This window comes from Rhodospirillaceae bacterium (assembly GCA_040219235.1).
In the GTDB taxonomy this organism is placed as follows: domain Bacteria; phylum Pseudomonadota; class Alphaproteobacteria; order Rhodospirillales; family Rhodospirillaceae; genus WLXB01.
On record JAVJSV010000012.1, the window covers coordinates 250,358 to 269,758 of the forward strand.

Annotated in this window: 15 protein-coding genes; 6 read left to right on the forward strand and 9 right to left on the reverse strand. The window is 50.5% G+C overall.

Translation table 11 applies throughout. From position 1 onward, the window contains the following. Position 1 precedes the first annotated feature (1 nt). The 6 genes from RIC29_11425 to RIC29_11450 all read right to left on the reverse strand — a co-directional run bounded on the left by RIC29_11425 (position 2) and on the right by RIC29_11450 (position 9,467). Positions 2–478: a hypothetical protein gene (locus RIC29_11425; GenBank protein ID MEQ8735526.1), complete on the reverse strand. Its 477-nt coding sequence runs from the start codon at positions 476–478 to the stop codon at positions 2–4. Further along, the gene (locus RIC29_11430; GenBank protein ID MEQ8735527.1) at positions 478–951 is read right to left on the reverse strand and encodes a nuclear transport factor 2 family protein; all 474 of its coding nucleotides are present in this window, start codon (positions 949–951) and stop codon (positions 478–480) included. The genes RIC29_11425 and RIC29_11430 overlap by 1 nt, the downstream gene beginning before the upstream one ends. Continuing rightward, positions 948–2,519: an ABC transporter substrate-binding protein gene (locus tag RIC29_11435; GenBank protein ID MEQ8735528.1), complete on the reverse strand. Its 1,572-nt coding sequence runs from the start codon at positions 2,517–2,519 to the stop codon at positions 948–950. The genes RIC29_11430 and RIC29_11435 overlap by 4 nt, the downstream gene beginning before the upstream one ends. A gap of 95 nt (positions 2,520–2,614) precedes the next feature. After that, the gene (locus RIC29_11440) at positions 2,615–5,023 is read right to left on the reverse strand and encodes a patatin-like protein (protein ID MEQ8735529.1); all 2,409 of its coding nucleotides are present in this window, start codon (positions 5,021–5,023) and stop codon (positions 2,615–2,617) included. A gap of 74 nt (positions 5,024–5,097) precedes the next feature. Then, on the reverse strand, positions 5,098–8,259 hold the full coding sequence (locus RIC29_11445) for an efflux RND transporter permease subunit (GenBank protein ID MEQ8735530.1): 3,162 nt from the start codon (positions 8,257–8,259) through the stop codon (positions 5,098–5,100). Between the two features lie 74 nt (positions 8,260–8,333). Next, positions 8,334–9,467 carry an efflux RND transporter periplasmic adaptor subunit gene (locus tag RIC29_11450; protein ID MEQ8735531.1) on the reverse strand — a complete coding sequence of 378 codons (1,134 nt, stop codon included), beginning with the start codon at positions 9,465–9,467 and terminating at the stop codon, positions 8,334–8,336. Positions 9,468–9,717: 250 nt separating this feature from the next. On the opposite strand from RIC29_11450, the gene RIC29_11455 reads away from it, so the two are divergent. Further along, positions 9,718–10,872, forward strand: coding sequence for a hypothetical protein (locus tag RIC29_11455; GenBank protein ID MEQ8735532.1), 1,155 nt, complete (start codon positions 9,718–9,720; stop codon positions 10,870–10,872). An 8-nt stretch (positions 10,873–10,880) separates the two neighbouring features. Here RIC29_11455 and RIC29_11460 read toward each other — a convergent pair whose 3' ends face one another. Further along, positions 10,881–11,507, reverse strand: coding sequence for a DUF1007 family protein (locus RIC29_11460; protein MEQ8735533.1), 627 nt, complete (start codon positions 11,505–11,507; stop codon positions 10,881–10,883). A 161-nt stretch (positions 11,508–11,668) separates the two neighbouring features. Here RIC29_11460 and RIC29_11465 point away from each other — a divergent pair, with 161 nt between their 5' ends. Then, positions 11,669–12,820, forward strand: a complete 1,152-nt coding sequence (locus RIC29_11465; GenBank protein ID MEQ8735534.1) for a class I SAM-dependent methyltransferase — start codon at positions 11,669–11,671, stop codon at positions 12,818–12,820. A gap of 194 nt (positions 12,821–13,014) precedes the next feature. Here RIC29_11465 and pip read toward each other — a convergent pair whose 3' ends face one another. Next, on the reverse strand, positions 13,015–13,995 hold the full coding sequence (pip, locus tag RIC29_11470; protein ID MEQ8735535.1) for a prolyl aminopeptidase: 981 nt from the start codon (positions 13,993–13,995) through the stop codon (positions 13,015–13,017). Between the two features lie 108 nt (positions 13,996–14,103). Further along, positions 14,104–14,430: a hypothetical protein gene (locus tag RIC29_11475; protein ID MEQ8735536.1), complete on the reverse strand. Its 327-nt coding sequence runs from the start codon at positions 14,428–14,430 to the stop codon at positions 14,104–14,106. Between the two features lie 155 nt (positions 14,431–14,585). Between RIC29_11475 and RIC29_11480 the strand changes: the two genes are divergently transcribed. The 4 genes from RIC29_11480 to RIC29_11495 all read left to right on the forward strand — a co-directional run bounded on the left by RIC29_11480 (position 14,586) and on the right by RIC29_11495 (position 19,376). Next, entirely contained in the window at positions 14,586–15,749 is a 1,164-nt protein-coding gene (locus RIC29_11480; protein ID MEQ8735537.1) for a mechanosensitive ion channel family protein, read from the forward strand. A gap of 81 nt (positions 15,750–15,830) precedes the next feature. Beyond that, positions 15,831–17,009: an MFS transporter gene (locus RIC29_11485; GenBank protein MEQ8735538.1), complete on the forward strand. Its 1,179-nt coding sequence runs from the start codon at positions 15,831–15,833 to the stop codon at positions 17,007–17,009. 106 nt (positions 17,010–17,115) lie between these two features. Further along, complete coding sequence (locus RIC29_11490; protein MEQ8735539.1) at positions 17,116–17,817, forward strand: ABC transporter ATP-binding protein; 702 nt, start codon at positions 17,116–17,118, stop codon at positions 17,815–17,817. Between the two features lie 23 nt (positions 17,818–17,840). Next, a complete protein-coding gene (locus RIC29_11495) occupies positions 17,841–19,376 on the forward strand; it encodes a hypothetical protein (GenBank protein MEQ8735540.1) in 1,536 nt (511 codons plus the stop codon). Positions 19,377–19,401: the final 25 nt, after the last annotated feature.

The window sequence follows — 19,401 nt, forward strand, 5'->3', positions numbered from 1 at the left end:
TTTAACGCGCGCTTTGAAAAAGCTCTTGTGCCCGGCGGGCGTAGGCTGCGCGGGTCATGGCCATCAGATCAACCGGCCCCTCCATAAGGTGGAAAAACCGCCAGCCTTCTGGTTTCTGTCGCAACAACGCTGTAACGCGTACATCTGCTGAAATCGGCTTGCGTGGAATCTCTTTTGGACCAGCGAGTGTTGCAATCCAGCGCATGTCATAGGTCGCCAGCGTAATGTCCGAATCTATTTTTCGAGCGGTGTGGTTGGCGGACTGGCTTTTGAGCGATTCCATAATCATTCGTGATTTGGACCAATAGGCTTCAATGGCCTCCCATCCTACCAATGGGCTATGGGCTTCTTCGGGCATTAGTAAAGGCATCGGATCATCTAGGTCCCACAGGCGCTTCTTGCCGTCAAAGTTCATAGTTTCAGAGCAGGCAACATAGCGCTCAACGAGATCAACAATCGTGGTCAGTAAGTTTGACATCAACATATGCCCCGCTGTGGAATTGCACCTAGGCCGTCGGCTGCTACGCTTTCGTAATAGGCTTGCAACTCTAACAAGGGGGCGAGTGGGGCTTCGGCATAATGGAACAGACGCCATTGGTCCTCGCGGTTCCGCCAGATCGCCGTCACTCGGCACGTGCCACCCATAGGTCCGCGGTCATCGGCAAACATCCAATTAAGCTCATAAAACGAAAGCCCAATGGCAGGGCTAAGGCTTCGCGCCAGAATTCCTTCAGCGCGATGGAGCACGGTGCTGAAATGCTCGCACGTGGTTTCTACATACTCCATTACAGCAACGCTGCCGATTAAAGGTGCGTGTCGTTCGGCAGGTAGGTAGCTGGACTGGGCGTCTTGCTCATCCCATAGCGATAAAATAGTTTCCGTATCTCTATTCGTCCAAGCCTTTATCCAAGCGTTTAAAGCTAACTCTGGAGTTTCGGTCTGATGAGTCACGGAAGTAGATCAATCTCATGATAATTCAGAACAGTGTGGTCTTGCCGGAAATTTATGACCTTAGGTCCAAGCGCCTTAAAGAAGATGATTTCGTGCATCCATATGGCGGCGGCCTCATCATGGTAGCTAGCCATAATGTCCTCCGTGAGACGTGTACGCTCTTCCAAATCTGACGTTGCAAAGGCTTTCTCGATCTTCGCGGTGACCTCTTCATTGCAATACCATGGACTACGATGAATGCAGGAATGCAGTCTTAATGGTCGCAGCGCATCCGTGGTGCGTTCGGCGGAATAATTCATGCCGAAGGCCTCACCACGCCATTCCCCTTCCTGGATGCCACGAATTAATTGCTGGACTGGAATTGTGCGTAAGGACATGACAACGCCAACGTTCAACAAGTCTGCAGAAACTTGTTGATAAGCGGGGGCTAATGATGCCCCGCCACCAATTGTAACTTGGGCTGTAAAAGAAAAGCCGTCGCCATATCCGGCCTCATCTAACAACGCACGCGCTTTGTCTGGGTCGTAGGGGTAAGCCTGAACATCGGAATTGTATCCAACGCTTGCCGCAGTTGTGGGTTGGCTTGCGGCTTTGGTAAGTCCGCCAAAGAGGGCATCGATATAGGCGTTTTTATTGACCGCATAGTTGAGTGCTTGGCGCACACGTTTGTCTTGCAAAGGATGATCTTCAGGAATGCCGGTCAGGATGAACACCACACCCAGCACACTGCTTGATGTGCCAATGTCCCCGCGACCACCGCCCGCTTCAATAGACAAGATGTCATCGCGGCTCATCGCGACTGCGATATCTATTCTGTCGGACAGTATGGCCTGCACCCGGGATGACGCATCGGGTAACGCAATAATTTCGAGTTTATCGACCTTTGGCGGACGCCAGCCCTCGCGATGGGCGTCTAATGTTGCTTTAGCTTCAGTCCATTCAACCAGTTTAAACGGACCTGTGCCGATGGGGTGCTGAGCAAAACCTTCGCGCCCCAATTCTTTCCAATGCTCTGGTTCAACAATCAACAGGGCTTCTGTCAAAGCAGGCAGCAAGGGTGAAGCGACTTCAGTGCGAATGATGACAGTGTGATCATCAACGGCTTCTGCGCTTTCTATTGCACCAAGATCTCGGGCGATGGGTTCTATGCTGGCAGCCGGACTTGTCAGATAATCCACGGCGAACACCACAGCATCGGCTGTGAAAGGTTTGCCATTATGGAAGAGAACATCTTTTCTTAAGTTGAATTGCCACGTCAGATCATCAAGTTTTTCCCATGACGTTGCCAACAAAGGCTCTACGCCACCATCTTCGGTGACAAAGGTCAGGCCTTCGAACATGGCGCGATAGGTGTAGATGGTCGGCACGCCCGTGCCGCGATAGGGGTTGCCTAGCGCTGGCGGCAGGCCAACGACCGCAAGCCGCAAGGTTTTGGGTCCGGGTTGAGGTGCCAGAACTGTTGTCTGTGACGGGTCTAAGGCAATGGGTGTCTCTGATGGTTGTAACAACCAGAAACCACCTAGACCGGCCAGAACAATTAAAACGAGGAGTAAAATTTTACGAGTCACGGCAAAAATCCCTCAGCAAAGTAACGTGGCCCCAAAGTAAAGTACCAACAGACTAACGGGAGTTGGTAGGAAAAGGTCAGCTTTTTTGAATCGGACTAAAGAACCGCGGCCGCGCCCTTTAGCTCCGCAATAAGGGTTTGGCATGTTGGTAAATGATGGCGCTCTGTTTCAAGAATCGCCAAGAATGCGCGGCCTTTAATGCGATTTAAATTTATATTCTCAGCGGCTCCTTCAAGGCTTGCAGCATCAGCTACAATATCAATCAGGCGTTCAGCAGCATGCAGGCGTCCCCAAAGATAATCGTTTTCTCGATACGCGCGGCTGAAGAAGGCTCCAAAGTGATTGAATTGCTGACCTTTTAAACAAGCGGCTGTTCCGCCAGGTCTTAAGGTTTGAGCATCGTCGGGGCTGACACGATCAACAAGTATCTCATTGAACTCGTCTAAGTCGCGCCAATTGGTGACAGAGAATGTAAGGACATCCCAGGCGGCAAACCCAATATAGGATTCCAGAACTTCACGCCGGATGGCCTCAGGTAAGGTTTCAGTCAGTGTTCCGAGAACAGTCTCAGCTTGCTTAGCGTGGTCTTCAAAATTCAATGCTTGGGCGAGATCTGCAAGCACATCCCCCATAATGGTCAGCGCTTCAGACGTTGGCTCAGAGGCTTCTGTTTCTTCAACGATCATTCTGATGCGGTTTTTTAGTTTCTCGGCGATCTGCATCGGAATGTTTTTTAGGGCGCTGTTCAGCGGCGTCATGAAGTCCAAAGTGTCATACAAACCGGCTTTTAACGTATCTAAATCGGCTGTGTTAACATTGCCTGATTCATCGCCTTCGATTTTTACGTAAAGTTGATTGACCGCGCGTATCGCGAACCGAAGACGCCTTTGTCGAAACCTGGCATCAAAATTCAATAAGAACTCAACCCAAATCGGGTTGGTTTGGGCTGTTGTTCCTGTAATCAGTGTTGTGTCGGTTGCCGTGATTCCCTGCACTTCGAACCACTTCACAAGAACGCGATTAATTCGTTTAAGGTTTAGGCTCCCGTTACCGTAGCCACTGAGGTTCAGAATCAGGGATATGAGTTCATCAGCGACACTAGCGAGCTTCAGCCTTAAGTAACCTTCGTAAGCAAAACCGGCTTCTGCCTTTGCTTTAGCATTTGCCGCCAGGCGCAGCCGACCAATAGCTGCGCCATCCAATGGATCCCTGAGTTCCTGACCAGCCACGGCCGATACGATAGCCCTAATGTGGGGACGTGAGGCATCAACGACGGTTTGAAGACGTTGTATTTCTTTATTGTAGGAATTCACCCAAGCTAAGTCTTCGTGGATCGGCTCGTTGCGGGGAATGTCTGATAGGGCCCCCCGCAGAGTCCGTAAAAATCCAGGCACGCGACCCCAGTCATGATTGCGTGGGCCGCGCGGGTGAGGATCAATATACAACAGGCGACGATCTACTTGGCGGTAGGCAGGTCTGCCGGCGATGGCGTTAATCGCCTGAGCAAATGGTTTGTTTACCAGGACGCTACCATCGACAAAGGCTGCGTCTGTTGGGTTAACGCCGTGCTTTAAGTATTGGCCGAAGTTTTCATAAAGAAAATCAACGCGCTTTTTCCAAACGATTCCTTTTGCCTGTATCAGGCGGTCGCATTCCCCAAGCTGTGCTGGTGGAAAGGCGCCAGGGAAAGAGGATGTTGCACGCGCCGCGAACGCCAAGGCTGGAATATTGTCAGTATCAAAATCTGTTTGTTCGTGCCCGGGAGGCCATTGGCGGTAATGAAATTTTATGATCTGACGATGCTCACGTTCAATGACTGATGGAGGGTCGTGTATAGGTGTCTCTTTTGTGAACCCGTAAAAATCTGTCACTGTCACGTATAAGTCTAAGGGTAATCCCTCAGGCAACAAAGAACGTCCCCGCGCCAAAGACTGCCCCATGGCTGATATGCCGTCGAATAAGACTTCTGTGAGTTTTCCACCATTGAAGGGTGGCTTAAACCAACGGGATCGCAAAAAGATAGATAGCTTTTGTCTGAACTCTTTGTCGTTAGCCAAGATCTTACGAAACGACCACATGAACATCCAAACGAACGGGCGAAACAACAGTTTATGCCAGGGCTTTGCCTGAACTTCCTCGGTCATAAGCTCGGTGACGTCGGTTTGTGTCAGCCAGAAGGATCGAACGGGGTCCATGTCCAGATCGTGTGCGAGGGCCCGCCCCAAAATAATCCCATTGATGCCGCCAGCAGAGGCCCCAGCGATAATGTCAACCACGACCCGCAAATCCAAATCCGGCTCAAAAGCGGCGAGAAGTTCCGTGTAGGCGGCTTCGCTGTCACGAACATCCTTACGGTAGGGTGCCGAGTCATCATCGTGGCGTGCGTGACGGTCGCGGGATGCGCGAATCAATTTGTGTATCTCTTTGGTGACGCCATGCATGTATACGGCTAGAGATACCCCGCCGTAGCAAACCAATGCGAGCCTAAGCTCTTTTTCTTTCACCGTATTTTTGTTCCCGGTTCGAAACTAAGACGCGACCGTGCAACGACAACGCACTGTATGCGGAGGCCCGCTGATTATTCTGCAGGTGTTCCGTCACTCACAATATCGTCAGACAGGCGACCCCGGCCAGGGTGTTTTCGTTCTAGGTCTTTAAGATCAGCGGCCACCGCGCCAGGGGACCGTGTGTTCTGCGTCATCAATTGGTAGAACACGGGCACAACCAAAAGCGTAATGAAGCTTGAGAAGGCAACGCCAGTGAAGATAACGACACCGATCGCTTCCCGTCCTTCAGCTCCCGCACCACTGGCTAGCACCAATGGCACGGCTCCCATGCATGTGGCCAGTGCTGTCATCACAATCGGTCGCAAGCGTATGGTTGAAGCTTCTACCAGGGCTTCTCTGAATTCGTAGCCTGCGTCGCGCAGCTGGTTAGCAAACTCGACAATCAGGATACCATTCTTTGCTGCCAAGCCGATCAACACGATGATTCCGATTTGGGAATAAATGTTGAAGCTGATGTCAAACAACCAGAGTCCCGCGAGAGCCCCCATCATGGCCAAAGGTACGGTCATCATAATAACGAGGGGGTGGATAAAACTTTCAAATTGCGCTGCAAGTACTAGAAACACCACCAACAGCGCAAGACCGAAGAATACATACATGGCAGACCCGGATTCCTGATATTCCTGGGCTTGTCCATTCCAGCTAACCCGTGCTGCTTCTGGTAGTTTTTCCGCAGCCACGTTTTCTAGCCAATCAATAGCCTCTCCCATTGGATACCCTGGGGCTGGGGTTGCCATGACGGTGATAGACCGCAAACGGTCGTATCTGTTGCGTGTGCCTGCATCAGTGATTTCATCAATTGTTATAAGATTGGACAGAGGTATCAGTTCGCCTGTTGAGTCAGACCGCACATATATGTTTGTCACGTCTGTCGGTGTGCGTCGGTCTTCATCGCGTCCCTGGAGAATGACGTCATACTCTTCGCCCTTATCGACAAAAGTTGTGGCTCGGCGAGAGCCCAGCATAACAGCCAGTGTTTGACCTACAGAGCCAATGGATACCCCTAAGTCTGCTGCTCTATTTTGATCGATATTGATCCGCATTTGAGGACGGGTTTCATTGTAATTCGAACGCACGCCAAACAATCTCGGGTTCTCAGCCATGGCTTCAAGCATGATATCCCGCCATACAACTAACTCTTCGTAGGTGCTACCCCCAAGGACCATACTTAAGTTTGAGCCAAACCGCCCTTGGCCAAAACTTGGCGCAGGGCTTGGAATGATTTGTGCGCCAGGAATATCACTCAGCAGTGGACGTAATTCGCGTATAATGTCGTGAACACTTTTGTCGCGGTCTTCCCAAGGTTCAAGACGTATGATCACATTGCCCATGTTGGTGGCTTGTCCACTCACACCGGCGCCCATGGGCATGATCTGCAAAACACGTGCTGCGATTCCTGTCTCAACATATTCTTTTAAGATGCGCTTGGTGACCTCTAGTCCCTGGCGGTCAGTGTAATCAAGAGACGCACCTTCGGGTGCGCGGATCATCACATTCACGCTGCCGCGATCTTCCGGTGGAGTGAACTCCTGAGGGATGATAAGAAATATTCCAACACCGCCAGCCAAGATGGCCACGAAGGCTGCAATGACAAGATAAGGCCGATCCAGACCCATATTTAAGCTGCGGGCGTAAAACGCTCTCATCCATTCGAAGGCACGCATTGAACCGCGCGCAACAAGTGTCTCGTCTAACTCGTTTTTTAAGATTTTCGAGCACATCATTGGCGTTAGCGTCAACGCTACGAACATGGAGCAAGCCACCGCCGCCGCCATCGTGACAGCGAATTCTGTAAACAGCCGTCCAACCACGCCTTCGGTCAGCGTGATTGGCACAAACACGGCAATCAGCACCAGGGTTGTCGCGACGATAGCAACCCCAACTTGGCGCGCGCCTCGGTATGCCGCCAATAAAGGTGGCTCGCCTCGTTTGATGCGGCGGTGGATGTTCTCCAGCATGATAATGGCGTCATCAACCACCAACCCAATGGCTAAGACCAAAGCCAAAAGCGTCAAAATGTTCAGCGAATAGCCCAAAGGCCACAACACGATGAATGTTGCCATCAGGGATATTGGGACCGTGACGGCTGGAATAATGACAGCGCGGATCGTGCCTAAGAAAAGATAAATCACAGCAATAACTAGGACGGCTGCAATGCCCATTGCCAGGGCAACTTCACGCAAAGCGGCAGTAATAAAAACGGAAGAATCCTGGTTGATGACGAGGCTCATATCTGAGGGCAACGTTGTTTGAAGGTTTTTGATTTCTTCTCGCAGAGCATCAGAAACCGTCAGAGTGCTTGCGCCGGGACGCTTAACAATGCCAATCCCAACCGAGTTCTTCCCGTCCGTTCTAAAGCTTGTCGCGGTATTTTCAGGTCCGATCTCGACCTTTGCAATTTCACTGAGTCGCACCAGGTAATTGTCAGCACCGCGGGCGATCACCAATCGCTCAAAATCCTCAGGCGTATTAAAATTTCGCGCTGTCCGGAGATTGAAGTCACGGGTTTCAGATTCGAGCAGGCCAGCCCCTAATTCAACATTCTCACGGCGCAATGCATTTTCAACATCAACCACAGTGATGCCTCGCGCGGCCATGGCGCGCCGGTCAAACCATATCCGCAAAGATTTTTTACGTTCGCCGCCAATCCAAGCCGTTGCGACACCTTCAATCGAAGTAAAGCGGTCAATGAGAAAACGGCTGACGTAATCAGACAGTTCTAAACGGTCCATCTGTGGACTGGAGATGTTAAGCCACATAATGGGATCGGCGTCTTGGTCGGCTTTTCGGATCGTTGGCGGGTCGGCATCGTTTGGCAGCGAGCGGCTGGCGCGGCTTAGAACATCACGTATGTCGTTGGCGGCAGCATCAATGTCGCGGCCTAATTCAAACTCAACAATGATCCAACCCATCGCATCGCGCGCAGACGCGTTGATAGATTTAATACCTTCAACGCCACTAATTTGGTCTTCTAGAACTTGAACGACTTTGGTCTCAACAATGGCGGCTGATGCGCCAGGGTAAGTCACGCTTATAGAGACGACAGGTCGCTCAATATCTGGCGTTTCCCGAACCGGCAATTGCAGCATGGCAACGGCACCAAAAACGACCAGCAGTGTGCTGAGCACGGCCGCAAAAACGGGACGTTTGATAGAAAAATCTGAGAGCACCATGGCCAAAGTGTCCTTGTTTTAGTCAATAAGAACTGCGCTCTTTGAGACCGAGCGTTTGTTTTTTCGCGGATTTTTTAACCTTGAGATGGCTGCTTTGATGCTGAGGGAGGGCCGCCACGCACGTCAGCTTCATTCAGCAGGCGTATTTTATTACCGGTACTCAAATCCGTGTTGCCTTCAGTCACGACAAGATCACCTAAAGCCAGACCCTCAAGAATCTCCACGCTTCCGGGGCGGCGGCGTCCAATCGTTACGGGCACGCGCTCAACGGTGTTGTCACCTATGACTACAAAAACAAACTGTTGATTGTCAGAAGGTACCAGGGCTTCTTCCGCGATCATGAGGCTCTCTCTGCGATCTTTAATGAGATCCACAACCATCAGCATACCAGGCCGCAAGCGCCGGTCTTCGTTTAAGATTTCAGCGCGAATGTTGATCGACCGTGTGGTCGGATTAACCCGCGTGTCGATCGATTTGACCACACCCTTAAACACTTCGTTGGTGTAGGCTGCTGTGGTCGCTTCAATGTCCATGCCTTCTTCCAGGGTGGACAAAAAAGTTTCTGGCACTGAAAAATCTAGCTTCATGACGGACAAGTCATCCAGCGTGGTGATCACCGTTCCAGGCGTAACCAATGCGCCGGCACTGATCCGGCGTGTTCCAAGGCGTCCTGCAAAAGGTGCTTGGATGGTATAATCAGCCAGTCGAGCTTGGGCGGCTTGCACATTTGCCTGCGCTTTTTTCACAGCCGCTTGTTGTTCGTCAAACCGTGCTTGAGACGTTGCGTTGGCACGGGCCAAACCCGCAATTCTATCAAATTGCTTGCGTTGCTCTTCCGCGTTGGCTAATTCAACTTGCAACCGCGCTTGCTCTTCATCTTTATCAAACTGGACCAGAGCAGCCCCAGCCTCGACAGTTTCGCCATCTGTAAAATTGATGCTTTCAATGACGCCTTGCACGCGCGCCGTCACGACAATCGATTCATTTGCCTGAAGGGTGCCAATTGCTTCCAAGCGGTCCGCGAAGATTTCTTGCCGGGTTGGCACAGCGAACACGGCTTGCACCGAACCACCAAATCCGCGACCGGGTGACCCACCGGCAGATCCACCTGGGCCGTCTGGGGCGACAAAGGTCGAATATCCAAAATACAATGCAACCGCTAAAACAACGGCGATAATCAGCCCGAAAAAGGGGCGAGATGCGTTCATGTTTGAATCCCAGCCAACACAAAAGGCACCAAAAAATGAAAAGCGCCCTAACAAATCAATGGTTTATAATTTTTAATACAGTGTTTGTTACAGAGATACCACGAAAACGAGGTGACACTTAGTAACAGTCGGGCGCTTCACAGAGTCTTGATATACGCGCAATCTCAGCGAATTGAGGCTCTTGATCTGGAGCGACTATTATCGAGTTTTGCTTCACATATTTTTGGATAAACTCCCTATGATATCCTCTATGATCTCGCTTTCACGTATGATGAGAATTTATTATTTGGATCCCATCAGGACTCTGTCTACTCCATTGTTATTACTGATTTATTTTGCGTTTTTTTCTGTTTCTGCGGCGGCCCAACCGACATCGGAGACGGCCAATCCATTTGGCGTTGGGGGTCCCCAAGCAGAACAGTCTGGAGAATCATCTCAATCGTCATCCACCAGTCCATTTGGGTCTCGGGCGGCAGCTGAACCGCAAAGAACTCCTCCCGCCTTTGTTATGCCAGCGCCTGTGAGAGCGGTTTTTCGTCAGGTGGCGGATTGGCAGCGGAAAATTAATAGGTATTTGGGCCGTCAGTTACAGGCTTCCAGTGACCAAGGGGGCTTGAGCGCTGCGCTGACAGTAATTTTGGCGAGTTTCATTTATGGCGTTTTACATGCGGCCGGGCCGGGGCATGGCAAGTTGGTTGTCGCGTCATACTTCACGGCCAAAAAGGCTCCTCTCAAAACAGGCATATTAATGGGGGGTGTGATTGCCCTCACTCAGGCGATCGTCGCGATCCTCATGGTTGCGGTGTTGGCGATGGTCATGGGCGGCAGTCAGCTTGAGATCATCGATCAGACGACATTGCTCGAGGTGGTCAGTTATGGACTCATTTTAGCGATTGGTCTGTATATGACGTATGGGGCGCTCACCGGCAAAGCGACATGTGGGCATGATCATAACCATGACCATGAAGAACACGGCCACGCTCATCATAATCATCACGGCCATAGCCATGGACCTGATCCAAACGCTCGGGAAACATGGCTGGCGCGCATAGCTGGCAAGTGGCTGGGGCCACGCGGTGAGGTCATTGCCATTGGTCTGGTGTCTGGTGTGCGCCCGTGTACTGGTTCGATCTTGGTGCTTCTGTTTGCTGTAGCCAACGGCGTTTTTGTGCTGGGGATCATCGCCTCTTTTATGATGGCTGCTGGGGTCGCGATTACGATTTCAGCGCTTGGTATTGGGGCGATTGTATTGCGGAACTCTGTGGCAGGTGATGACGCCGCGCCAAAGAGCCCGGCGCGCGCGTTTATTGGCAAAACACTCTCTGTCGCAGGGTCGCTTGCGGTCGCGGTTTTAGGGGGTTTGCTGTTGGGCGGCGCGCTTGAGCGCACCGGCTTTCTTATTTGAAAAGCGCTCTAGCTTCCTGAGCAAGATAGCCAGACTTCTTGCGGCACCATGAAGTAAGACTGGCTTTGCACTTCATCTCCCTGCCGATATTCCAAAGCGCACCCAAGGCCGTCCGCGCCGGCCAACGTGACCGGTGAGTCTCCATCAAGAATAATGTCTACGTAAATCGTTGGGTCGTAAAGACTTAACCCTATTGGTGCTGCTATCGGATTGATCGGGTTACTCAAAATCAGATCAAACTCAAAAATGAGTTCGCCAGCATCTGAACTGATGACAAAGTTTTCCACTCTGTCGAAGGTTTGCTCTGTCTGGGCTCCGTCTGTGCGCAGATGAGTGAAGTATCCAAAATCTTTTAAACTCGTAAAGACTTGGTTTTCCATCGCAAGTGTTTCGGCGTCGTCGAAGCTGCCGTCGCTGTTGGTGTCAAAGTCCGCTCCTAAGACCTGACTGAAGAAGGCGTCAAATTGCCACCGCATTCCCACCTTAACCAAAGCCTGTTGTTCAAACTCAAACGACGCTTCGCCGGTGACCCACACATGCGGGTGGGCGAGGCTGGGAGATGCTGAAAACACGCCCAGACTAATACAAATCCAAAGCCATAAGCGACTGTAACTGTGGTAGAGAATGTATCGCATTTATTCAGTGTACCTAATGGTTTGCAAGGCGTTAAGCGTCTGTTCATATGACGATAATGTGGCCGAATTCGGTTGCTACCAGCCTGACATCATCATATGTCTAATACCAATATGTTCTATAATGACGCGTCAACTTTATTTCGAAGTGAAGGGCCATCACAATGACCAATGACCTTAGTCAAGAAATCAATCTCCACCCAACTCAGGATGAGTTGGCCCGCCAGGCTTTTATTGTGCAGTTCAAACAAAAGGTAAACCTGGACCTTCAGAAAGACATCAAGGCGTATGTCAAAAACAACATTGCGCCCGAACTTCAAAGCGAATTGGGGCAACCCCTGGAAGATTTGAACCGTGATCATCGCAAAGCCCTCAAAAAACGCATTGCTGACGAGCATCTCTTCCAAACATGGGAAACTTTGACGTGGGTCGGTCAAGACATGATGTGGAACTGCGTTGATGAAACTTTGGATCATGATCTGCCACGCATTGAGGCGGCGGCGGCGCAAGTTGTTAATCGTAAAGACAAAGTTGGGTCTTTGAAATTGAACCCAGACTTAGATTTGCCACCCAACATTGCGAAAGTCGAAATCCACCGTCAACCAGGCGGCTTCTGTCTCGAACGAGAAGGTGTTGACTACGATATTATGTCCGGTGCCCGCATGACCGGTGGCGGCATGATTTACGGGGCAGGTAAAGGGCGTTCGGCTGCGTCGGGGTACTCAGCGGCGCACTTTTTGATTTCTGAAATGGAAAAACAGTTCGGCCCGCAGAAGCCAAAACGCATTCTCGATATCGGCTGTGGCACAGGTTTTAACACTGCTACATTTGCGCGTCATTACCCAGACGCAGAAGTTTACGGCATTGATGTTGCTGCTGGCTTGCTGCGGTGGGGTCACGCGCGGTGTGAAAGCGAAGGCGTACCGGTTCATTTTGCTCAAATGAGCACGGCAGACATGGATTTCGAAGATGAGAGTTTTGATCTCGTTGCTTCAACCATTTGGGGACATGAAACCACACCTCAAATTTTAAAAGACTCTGTTGCTGAAATCTGGCGCATTCTCAAGCCAGGCGGCATCTCCTTTCATATGGATGTGACCAATCAACCGGGCTATCAGGACCTTGTCGATCAGGTACTAAACGATTGGCAAATCCGTCACAACGGCGAGCCGTTTTGGATGGGTTGGGCAGATTCTGATCTAAACGCGTTGATGACAGAGGCTGGGTATCCTGCAGAGTGCCAGTTTACTGGGTATCGTCCGCGAACCCAGGGCGCTGGAGATTGGTTTGTCCACGGCGCACGAAAGCCTGACTAATACACTTGAGACGCAAAGCGAAAAAAAACCCCGCCACACTGGGCGGGGTTTAAGTGAGGTTACTGGAACTTGTCAGCAGTCGTCCCACCCAAAAGGGCGCGACACACAAGAAGGATAGTGTCACGCTGCTCGCTCTGGATAACCTGTGCGTTCTGACAGGTTAAGGCGAAATGACCCTGTTAGGTCTGACAGGTCTATTTCAGACTGCGAAACTCGTCAGTGGCGTTAATCAACCCAGATTGGACACCAAGTTCCATTGAAGAATGTCCGGCGTCGGCGATAATCCGATAAGCTGCGCCGTCCCAGGTTTGAGCGAGTTTGTCTGCGGTGATGATGGGACAGACCATATCATAGCGACCTTGAACGATGATGGCTGGATGTTTGGCAAGGACCTTCATGCCTTCTAGCAGTTGGTTCGGCTCAAAAAACCCTTGGTTAATCATGTAGTGCGCCTCCAGGCGCGCCATCGATAGTGCGCCTGTATAGTATGGTGCCTTCTGTCTGGGTCTGGCCGGTGATGGAATGAGGCGAGAGCAGGCATTTTCATAAGCGCACCATGCTGCTGCGGCTGGGCGGTGTGTTTCCGGATTAGGGTCCGTAAGGCGTGCATAATATGCACTTAATAGGTCATGGCGTTCATCAATGGGGATATGGTTGGAAAAAGCACGCCATGCCTCTGGAAAGACACGTCGAATTTCATGCAAAAACCAGTCGACTTCTTCATCGGAGAACAAAAAGATTCCGCGGAGAATAAAACCGATGCAGCGATCTGGGTGAGCTTGCCCATAGGCCAAAGCCAGAGTCGAACCCCAGGATCCGCCAAAGATAACCCAACGTTCAATGCTTAAGTGCTCACGCAAAAGCTCTAAATCTGCAACAAGGTGCGCTGTCGTGTTCTCCCGTACTTCGGCTTCTGGCGTGGACCGCCCCGCCCCGCGTTGATCCATGAGAACGATGCGGTAGTGGTTGGGGTCAAAAAAACGCCGAAAGGCGGGGGCAGTACCGGCCCCAGGCCCACCATGCAGAAAGATGACGGGCACACCGTTCGGGTTTCCACTTTCCTCCCAATATAAGGTGTGTAGTGGCCCCGCCCGAAGGAAACCGGACTTCCGCGCCTCAATTGCGGGGTAAAGTGTGCGACCATCACTTTTGCTCGGCGTGACTTTAGAGGCCATGATTTCTGGTGGCGAAATAAAGCGCGCTCCTGTTTTGAAAGGCCAGTTCTGTTGGTGAAAAGCGTAATAAATACATATTATACGAACAACTAACAGCTCAAGGGTTGCTTACCCTACGTCAGCTTCATCAAGGTATGCTTCAATCAGTTTAAACAACTGCTCTGAATGATCTTCCGGTGAAATCACTAGATTGCAATGTTCACCATATATATTGAGTACATAACCCCGCGCATCACAGACGGTCACAAGCGATTGAATAAAAGGTGTGATTACCTGGGCGTTTAAATCTTCTGCCGTTTGACATTTCTCCATCGTGGCTTGAAGAGACTTTGCCATATCTTTTTGCGATCCATTTTTAGAGCCACGTTTGGATGTATGTTTGGAGCCATGGCGACCGGCATTTGAGCGTGTATCTGTCTTTTTGGGTGCATTCATCCTTAGTCTCCTTATGCGGCTTTTTAAGCTCTACTATTTTGAGGCTCACTTTAGAGCATATTTTATGGCAACGGACAGGCCCACACAGACTTTGATTTCCTGACCTGCAAGCCTTATGACCTCAGCCTATTGTTTCGTTTATAAGGTGACTGCACATGGAACGGTCAAAGCAACAACTGAGCGATTTCTGGAGCGTTGTTCTCGATGTCTGGACGACAGGCGTCGTCGGTGTTGATTTTGGCCGCATATTAATTGCACTCGGCATCGTCCTGTTTTTCATGGTGATCCGAGGTTTGTTTACCCGCTTCGTGCTGGGTGCGCTCCAACGCCTCACCGCCAAAACTGAAACCACGATCGATGATAAAATTTTTGACGCTTTACGGGGGCCAATACGGCTCATTCCTGTAATTCTAGGCATTTTTATAGCTTTGGATTATCTAGAATTGCCTGAGAAGTACGACAACATCGGCGCTTTAGTTATACGGACTCTTGTTGTTTTTGATATATTTTGGGGCCTTTACCAAATCACTGGGCCAGTTAGCTCTTCGATCAAACGGCTGGAAACGCTTCTAACGCGTGAGATGGTCGACTGGCTGATCAATTTTCTGCACCTGGCCGTCGTGTTTATTGGCGTTGCAACTGTGCTTGAAATTTGGGGTATTAAAGTTGGCCCCATTCTCGCCGGTCTTGGGCTCTTTGGCGTCGCCGTTGCCTTGGGCGCACAAGACCTTTTCAAAAACCTGATCGCCGGAATACTTGTTATTGCCGAAAAGCGCATGCGGGTCGGCGACTGGATTATGGTGGATGGCGTCGTCGAAGGGACGGTTGAAACGATTGGTTTTCGCTCAACCCACGTTCGCCGTTTCGATAAAGCTTCTGTTTATGTTCCCAATGCAAAGTTGTCTGATAATGCGGTCACGAATTTCAGTGAGATGACCCACCGTCGGATTAAGTGGATGATCGGTGTTGAGTACGGCACAACCATTGAACAGTTACGCGTTATCCGCGACAAAATTGAAGCCTATATTTTTGAAAACCCGGATTTTGCCCCTCCCTCTGAAGTCTCCACCTTTGTTCGGATCGACAGTTTTAATGACTCCTCTATTGATATCCTGCTGTATTGCTTCACCAAGACGACAAAGTGGGGGGAATGGCTCAAGGTCAAAGAGACTCTTGCGTATAAAATAAAAGATATTGTTGAGTCTGAGGGCTCCGCTTTCGCTTTCCCAAGCCGGTCGCTTTACGTTGAATCTATACCCTCTGATGCTGCCGAAGTGTTTATGCCGCCATCCACACAATCAGGATTAAAATCAGAATAAGATAAGAAGTGTTATTCGATTTTGCTGTTACTATAACGGCATGACCCATATCCGCGCAGCTTAAGTTGTATCGGCGTCCCCATGTCTCCAATGATGATTCTATTTCTTATCGTATTTGTCGATTTGATTGGCTTCGGCATTATGGTACCGCTGCTGCCGTTTTATGTTGAACGCGTTGGCGCAGGTGCAGAAGTCATTACCATCACGCTTGGTCTGTACTCTCTATTCCAATTTATGGCCGCCCCTCTTTGGGGAAGACTGAGCGACCGTTATGGCCGCAAGCCTATCCTCGCCTGGACCCTCTGCGGTTTTGTTATTTCTTATGTGGTTCTGGGCTTAGCAGAAAGCCTATGGTTGGTGGTTGTGGCACGCATATTTGGCGGGCTTATGGCCGGAAATATTTCTACGGCGTTTGCCTACGTTTCTGACATTACGACCCCTGAAAACCGGGCCAAAGGCATGGGCCTGCTTGGTGCGGCGTTCGGTTTGGGGTTTATCTTTGGTCCAGTTATTGGCGGTTTGCTCGCAGGCTCGGAAACATCAACAGCAAATTTTCTATTGCCAGCTTTGGTGGCCGCTTCCTTAACCACAACGGCGCTGCTAGGCGTGGTTTTTATCTTACCTGAATCTTTGAGTCAGGATGTTCGCGATCAAATTCGCAATAAGCCAAAAACGTCACTCAAAACAAAACTCCATACGGCTTTTGGTCGGCGCGCGTTGATACTACTGGTAGTGGTTGGCTTCATCTTAACTATGGCGTGGGCCTTGTTGGAGGTCACTTTGGCCTTGTGGGTTAACCGTGTTCTGAGTTTCGGTCCGCGAGATATCGGGCTCACGCTCGCTTATGTTGGCGTGGTCGGCGTTATCATCCAGGGTGGCCTTATTGGTCCGCTGACAAAAAAGTTTGGCGAACGCTTACTTGTTGCTGGTGCGATCGTATTCTTGTTGAGTGGGTATGTTATCCTCGCTGCTGCCAGCGATATTTATATCCTCGTTGCTGCGATGACTTTTCTGGCGATTGGCAATGGCTTATCCAACCCCTCCCTGTCCAGTCTTGTGTCTAAAGAAGCCAGCGAAACCGAACGCGGCTCTGTGCTTGGCGTTTACCAGGGGGCCGCCAGTCTCGCCCGGTTTGTTGGACCGCTTTATGCCGGGGTTGTCTTTGCTCAACTGGGTCCGGCCTATCCATTTGTTATTGCAGCAGCCTGTATGGCACCTGCTCTGATATTTGTATTTTTATTACCCCGACATCAAGCTTAACACTACGGCTAGATCTTGCGATTAAGTCTTGGCGTTACGTGGGAATAAACTTAGGGTGAGGCCCCATATATTTTAGGGTGAGACCCTATATTTAAGGTGGCGACTAATGCTGGAAGCGTTCGACTTACAAAAATCGTATGGAGATCATCAGGCCCTGAAAGGGTTGAACCTCTCTGTGAAGTCGGGCGACATTTATTGTCTTTTGGGCGCCAACGGTGCCGGCAAAACAACCACCATCAATCTTTTTCTTAATTTCATCAGCCCGACCGGTGGTAAAGCCCAGGTCAATGGCATCGATGTTTCTGAAAATCCGATCGAGACCAAAAAGCATCTCGCGTACATTCCTGAACAAGTCATGCTGTACCCCAACCTTACAGGCTTGGAAAATATTGAGTACTTTGCGCGCCTAGGGGGGCATGAGGATTACAACGATGATGATTTACGAGGTTTTTTACTCCGTTGTGGGCTGCAGTCAGAGGCAGCAGACCGGCGTATTTCAACCTATTCAAAGGGGATGCGTCAGAAAGTTGGTGTTGCCATTGCGCTTGCCAAACAGGCCAAAGCATTGTTGCTAGATGAGCCTACCTCTGGCCTAGATCCAAAAGCATCCAATGAGTTTTCAGAGCTTTTGAAGCATCTACAAAGCGAAGGTGCCGCCATTCTTATGGCGACCCACGATTTATTCCGCGCCAAAGAAACCGGCACACGGATCGGCATTATGCGCGAGGGAAATTTGATGCAAGAGTTGAGCACGGGCGAAGTTTCTCATGCTGACGTCGAACGGATTTATCTCGAACATATGCACTAAAAAACTCCCGTAAGGAGGGCGATATGCTCAAGCTGATCAAACGTGTGACCATTGCACTGGTTGTTGTCGGCGTGGGCATCGCGGCTGCTGGTTACGGCACGTTCCGGTATATGAACGGAACGCCACCGCAGCTCAAAGAGCCAAACTATTTTCGCATTTACAAAGAACAACTGGCCAGTGAAGAAGCGATGACGCCCGAGGGTGAGGTTGCCATCTTCATGTCAGGCCTCATCATGCCCGAGAACTTTCGTCTTCCGGATTTTTACAATCTGGCTCTAAAGCCAAGCCAGTATATTCCATGGCCAATTCGCAGTCGAGCAATGGCTGATCCAGGCGTTATTCTGTTGGACACAGAGCGGTATTATGAATTCGAAGCGTTTGTGCCCACCAATCTTGTTGATGCTTATGGCTCGACCTTAGATGTGGATGGCACGCCATGGGTTGAGAGATACCACAACGGAGAGCTGAGATGGGTTGACCCCAGTCCGACCCAGCATCTTGATCACGGGTATTTTATATACGAAGGCCGTAAGGGCGGTATGCCCGGGCCAGCTCAGAAGCTCATCAACAAGGCGCGGGTCTACTATTATGGTAAGGGTAAAGGTTTTCTGAACGGTAAAGTACCCCATGAAGCCGGAACGTGGGCGCTGATTGAGGCCACAATGCGCAAGATCAGCGCGAAGTATGGCGATGTGCCCTACCGTTGGGTGACCGCTGAAGATTTTCATTTGGCACGAAGCGCGATGTTTGAATTGCTTGACGGTGGTGCTGATACCATCGTCCTAGCCGCACCACGCCCATTATATTCCCATCACGAAGAGTTCAACGGGTCTATTAAGCATGCGATGCACTACATTCATGAATGGGAAGACGCCAACGATAAAAAAATCAAAACTATTATCACCGAGAATCTGGCAAATTTTCCGATCATTCATGACACTTACGCCAATATGTTGCGCGATCGTCTTGATCAACTGCCTCGCGGTGCAGATGTCAAAATCGTGGCGTCTGTACATGGCATGGCGTGGGACGTGGTCCCGAATGAAGCTTGGATTGAGTTGGCGCCGAGCTATATCGAGCCCGTCATGGCAAAGCTGAAAGCTGTTTTATCTGAGTATGATTTTGGTCGCACAGAAGTGGTGCAGTCACAGGATCACTTTGCTGATCCTTATAACAACCCCGAGGGCAAGTACCTTTCCACCAACACGGCGTTCTGGGAGGGTGTTAACGACAACTATGATTACGTCATTAACTTACCGATCGAATTCTTCGCGGAAAACACAGACACGGTGTTTTCTCATGCCATGTACAACTTTGAAGGTTTTCCCGGCTATAACATCTACGATCCGGTTGACTACAGTGATTGGTCGGTGCCCTATACGCGGACGTTCGATGTCGACGGGACGCAGATCGTCTACAATGGCTTGCCGATCGGTAAGTACAACAAGCCCATTGTTGAAGCCTTTTTTCAGGCTTTGGACTCTGTTTTGTCACGCACACAAACAGCCGCGTGGTCGGCAAGTGATGCTGCTGCGAACATGAACGAGCGTCTGGATTGAGTGCGACCATTTGCTGCCTTGCTGA

Coding starts and splice junctions, on each gene's coding strand:
- RIC29_11490 (MEQ8735539.1), top strand. CDS start 17,116: ATGCTGGAAGCGTTCGACTTACAAAAATCGTATGGAGATCATCAGGCC.
- pip (MEQ8735535.1), bottom strand. CDS start 13,995: ATGGCCTCTAAAGTCACGCCGAGCAAAAGTGATGGTCGCACACTTTAC.
- RIC29_11480 (MEQ8735537.1), top strand. CDS start 14,586: ATGGAACGGTCAAAGCAACAACTGAGCGATTTCTGGAGCGTTGTTCTC.
- RIC29_11465 (MEQ8735534.1), top strand. CDS start 11,669: ATGACCAATGACCTTAGTCAAGAAATCAATCTCCACCCAACTCAGGAT.
- RIC29_11450 (MEQ8735531.1), bottom strand. CDS start 9,467: ATGAACGCATCTCGCCCCTTTTTCGGGCTGATTATCGCCGTTGTTTTA.
- RIC29_11425 (MEQ8735526.1), bottom strand. CDS start 478: ATGTCAAACTTACTGACCACGATTGTTGATCTCGTTGAGCGCTATGTT.
- RIC29_11495 (MEQ8735540.1), top strand. CDS start 17,841: ATGCTCAAGCTGATCAAACGTGTGACCATTGCACTGGTTGTTGTCGGC.
- RIC29_11485 (MEQ8735538.1), top strand. CDS start 15,831: ATGTCTCCAATGATGATTCTATTTCTTATCGTATTTGTCGATTTGATT.
- RIC29_11460 (MEQ8735533.1), bottom strand. CDS start 11,507: ATGCGATACATTCTCTACCACAGTTACAGTCGCTTATGGCTTTGGATT.
- RIC29_11445 (MEQ8735530.1), bottom strand. CDS start 8,259: ATGGTGCTCTCAGATTTTTCTATCAAACGTCCCGTTTTTGCGGCCGTG.
- RIC29_11455 (MEQ8735532.1), top strand. CDS start 9,718: ATGATCTCGCTTTCACGTATGATGAGAATTTATTATTTGGATCCCATC.
- RIC29_11475 (MEQ8735536.1), bottom strand. CDS start 14,430: ATGAATGCACCCAAAAAGACAGATACACGCTCAAATGCCGGTCGCCAT.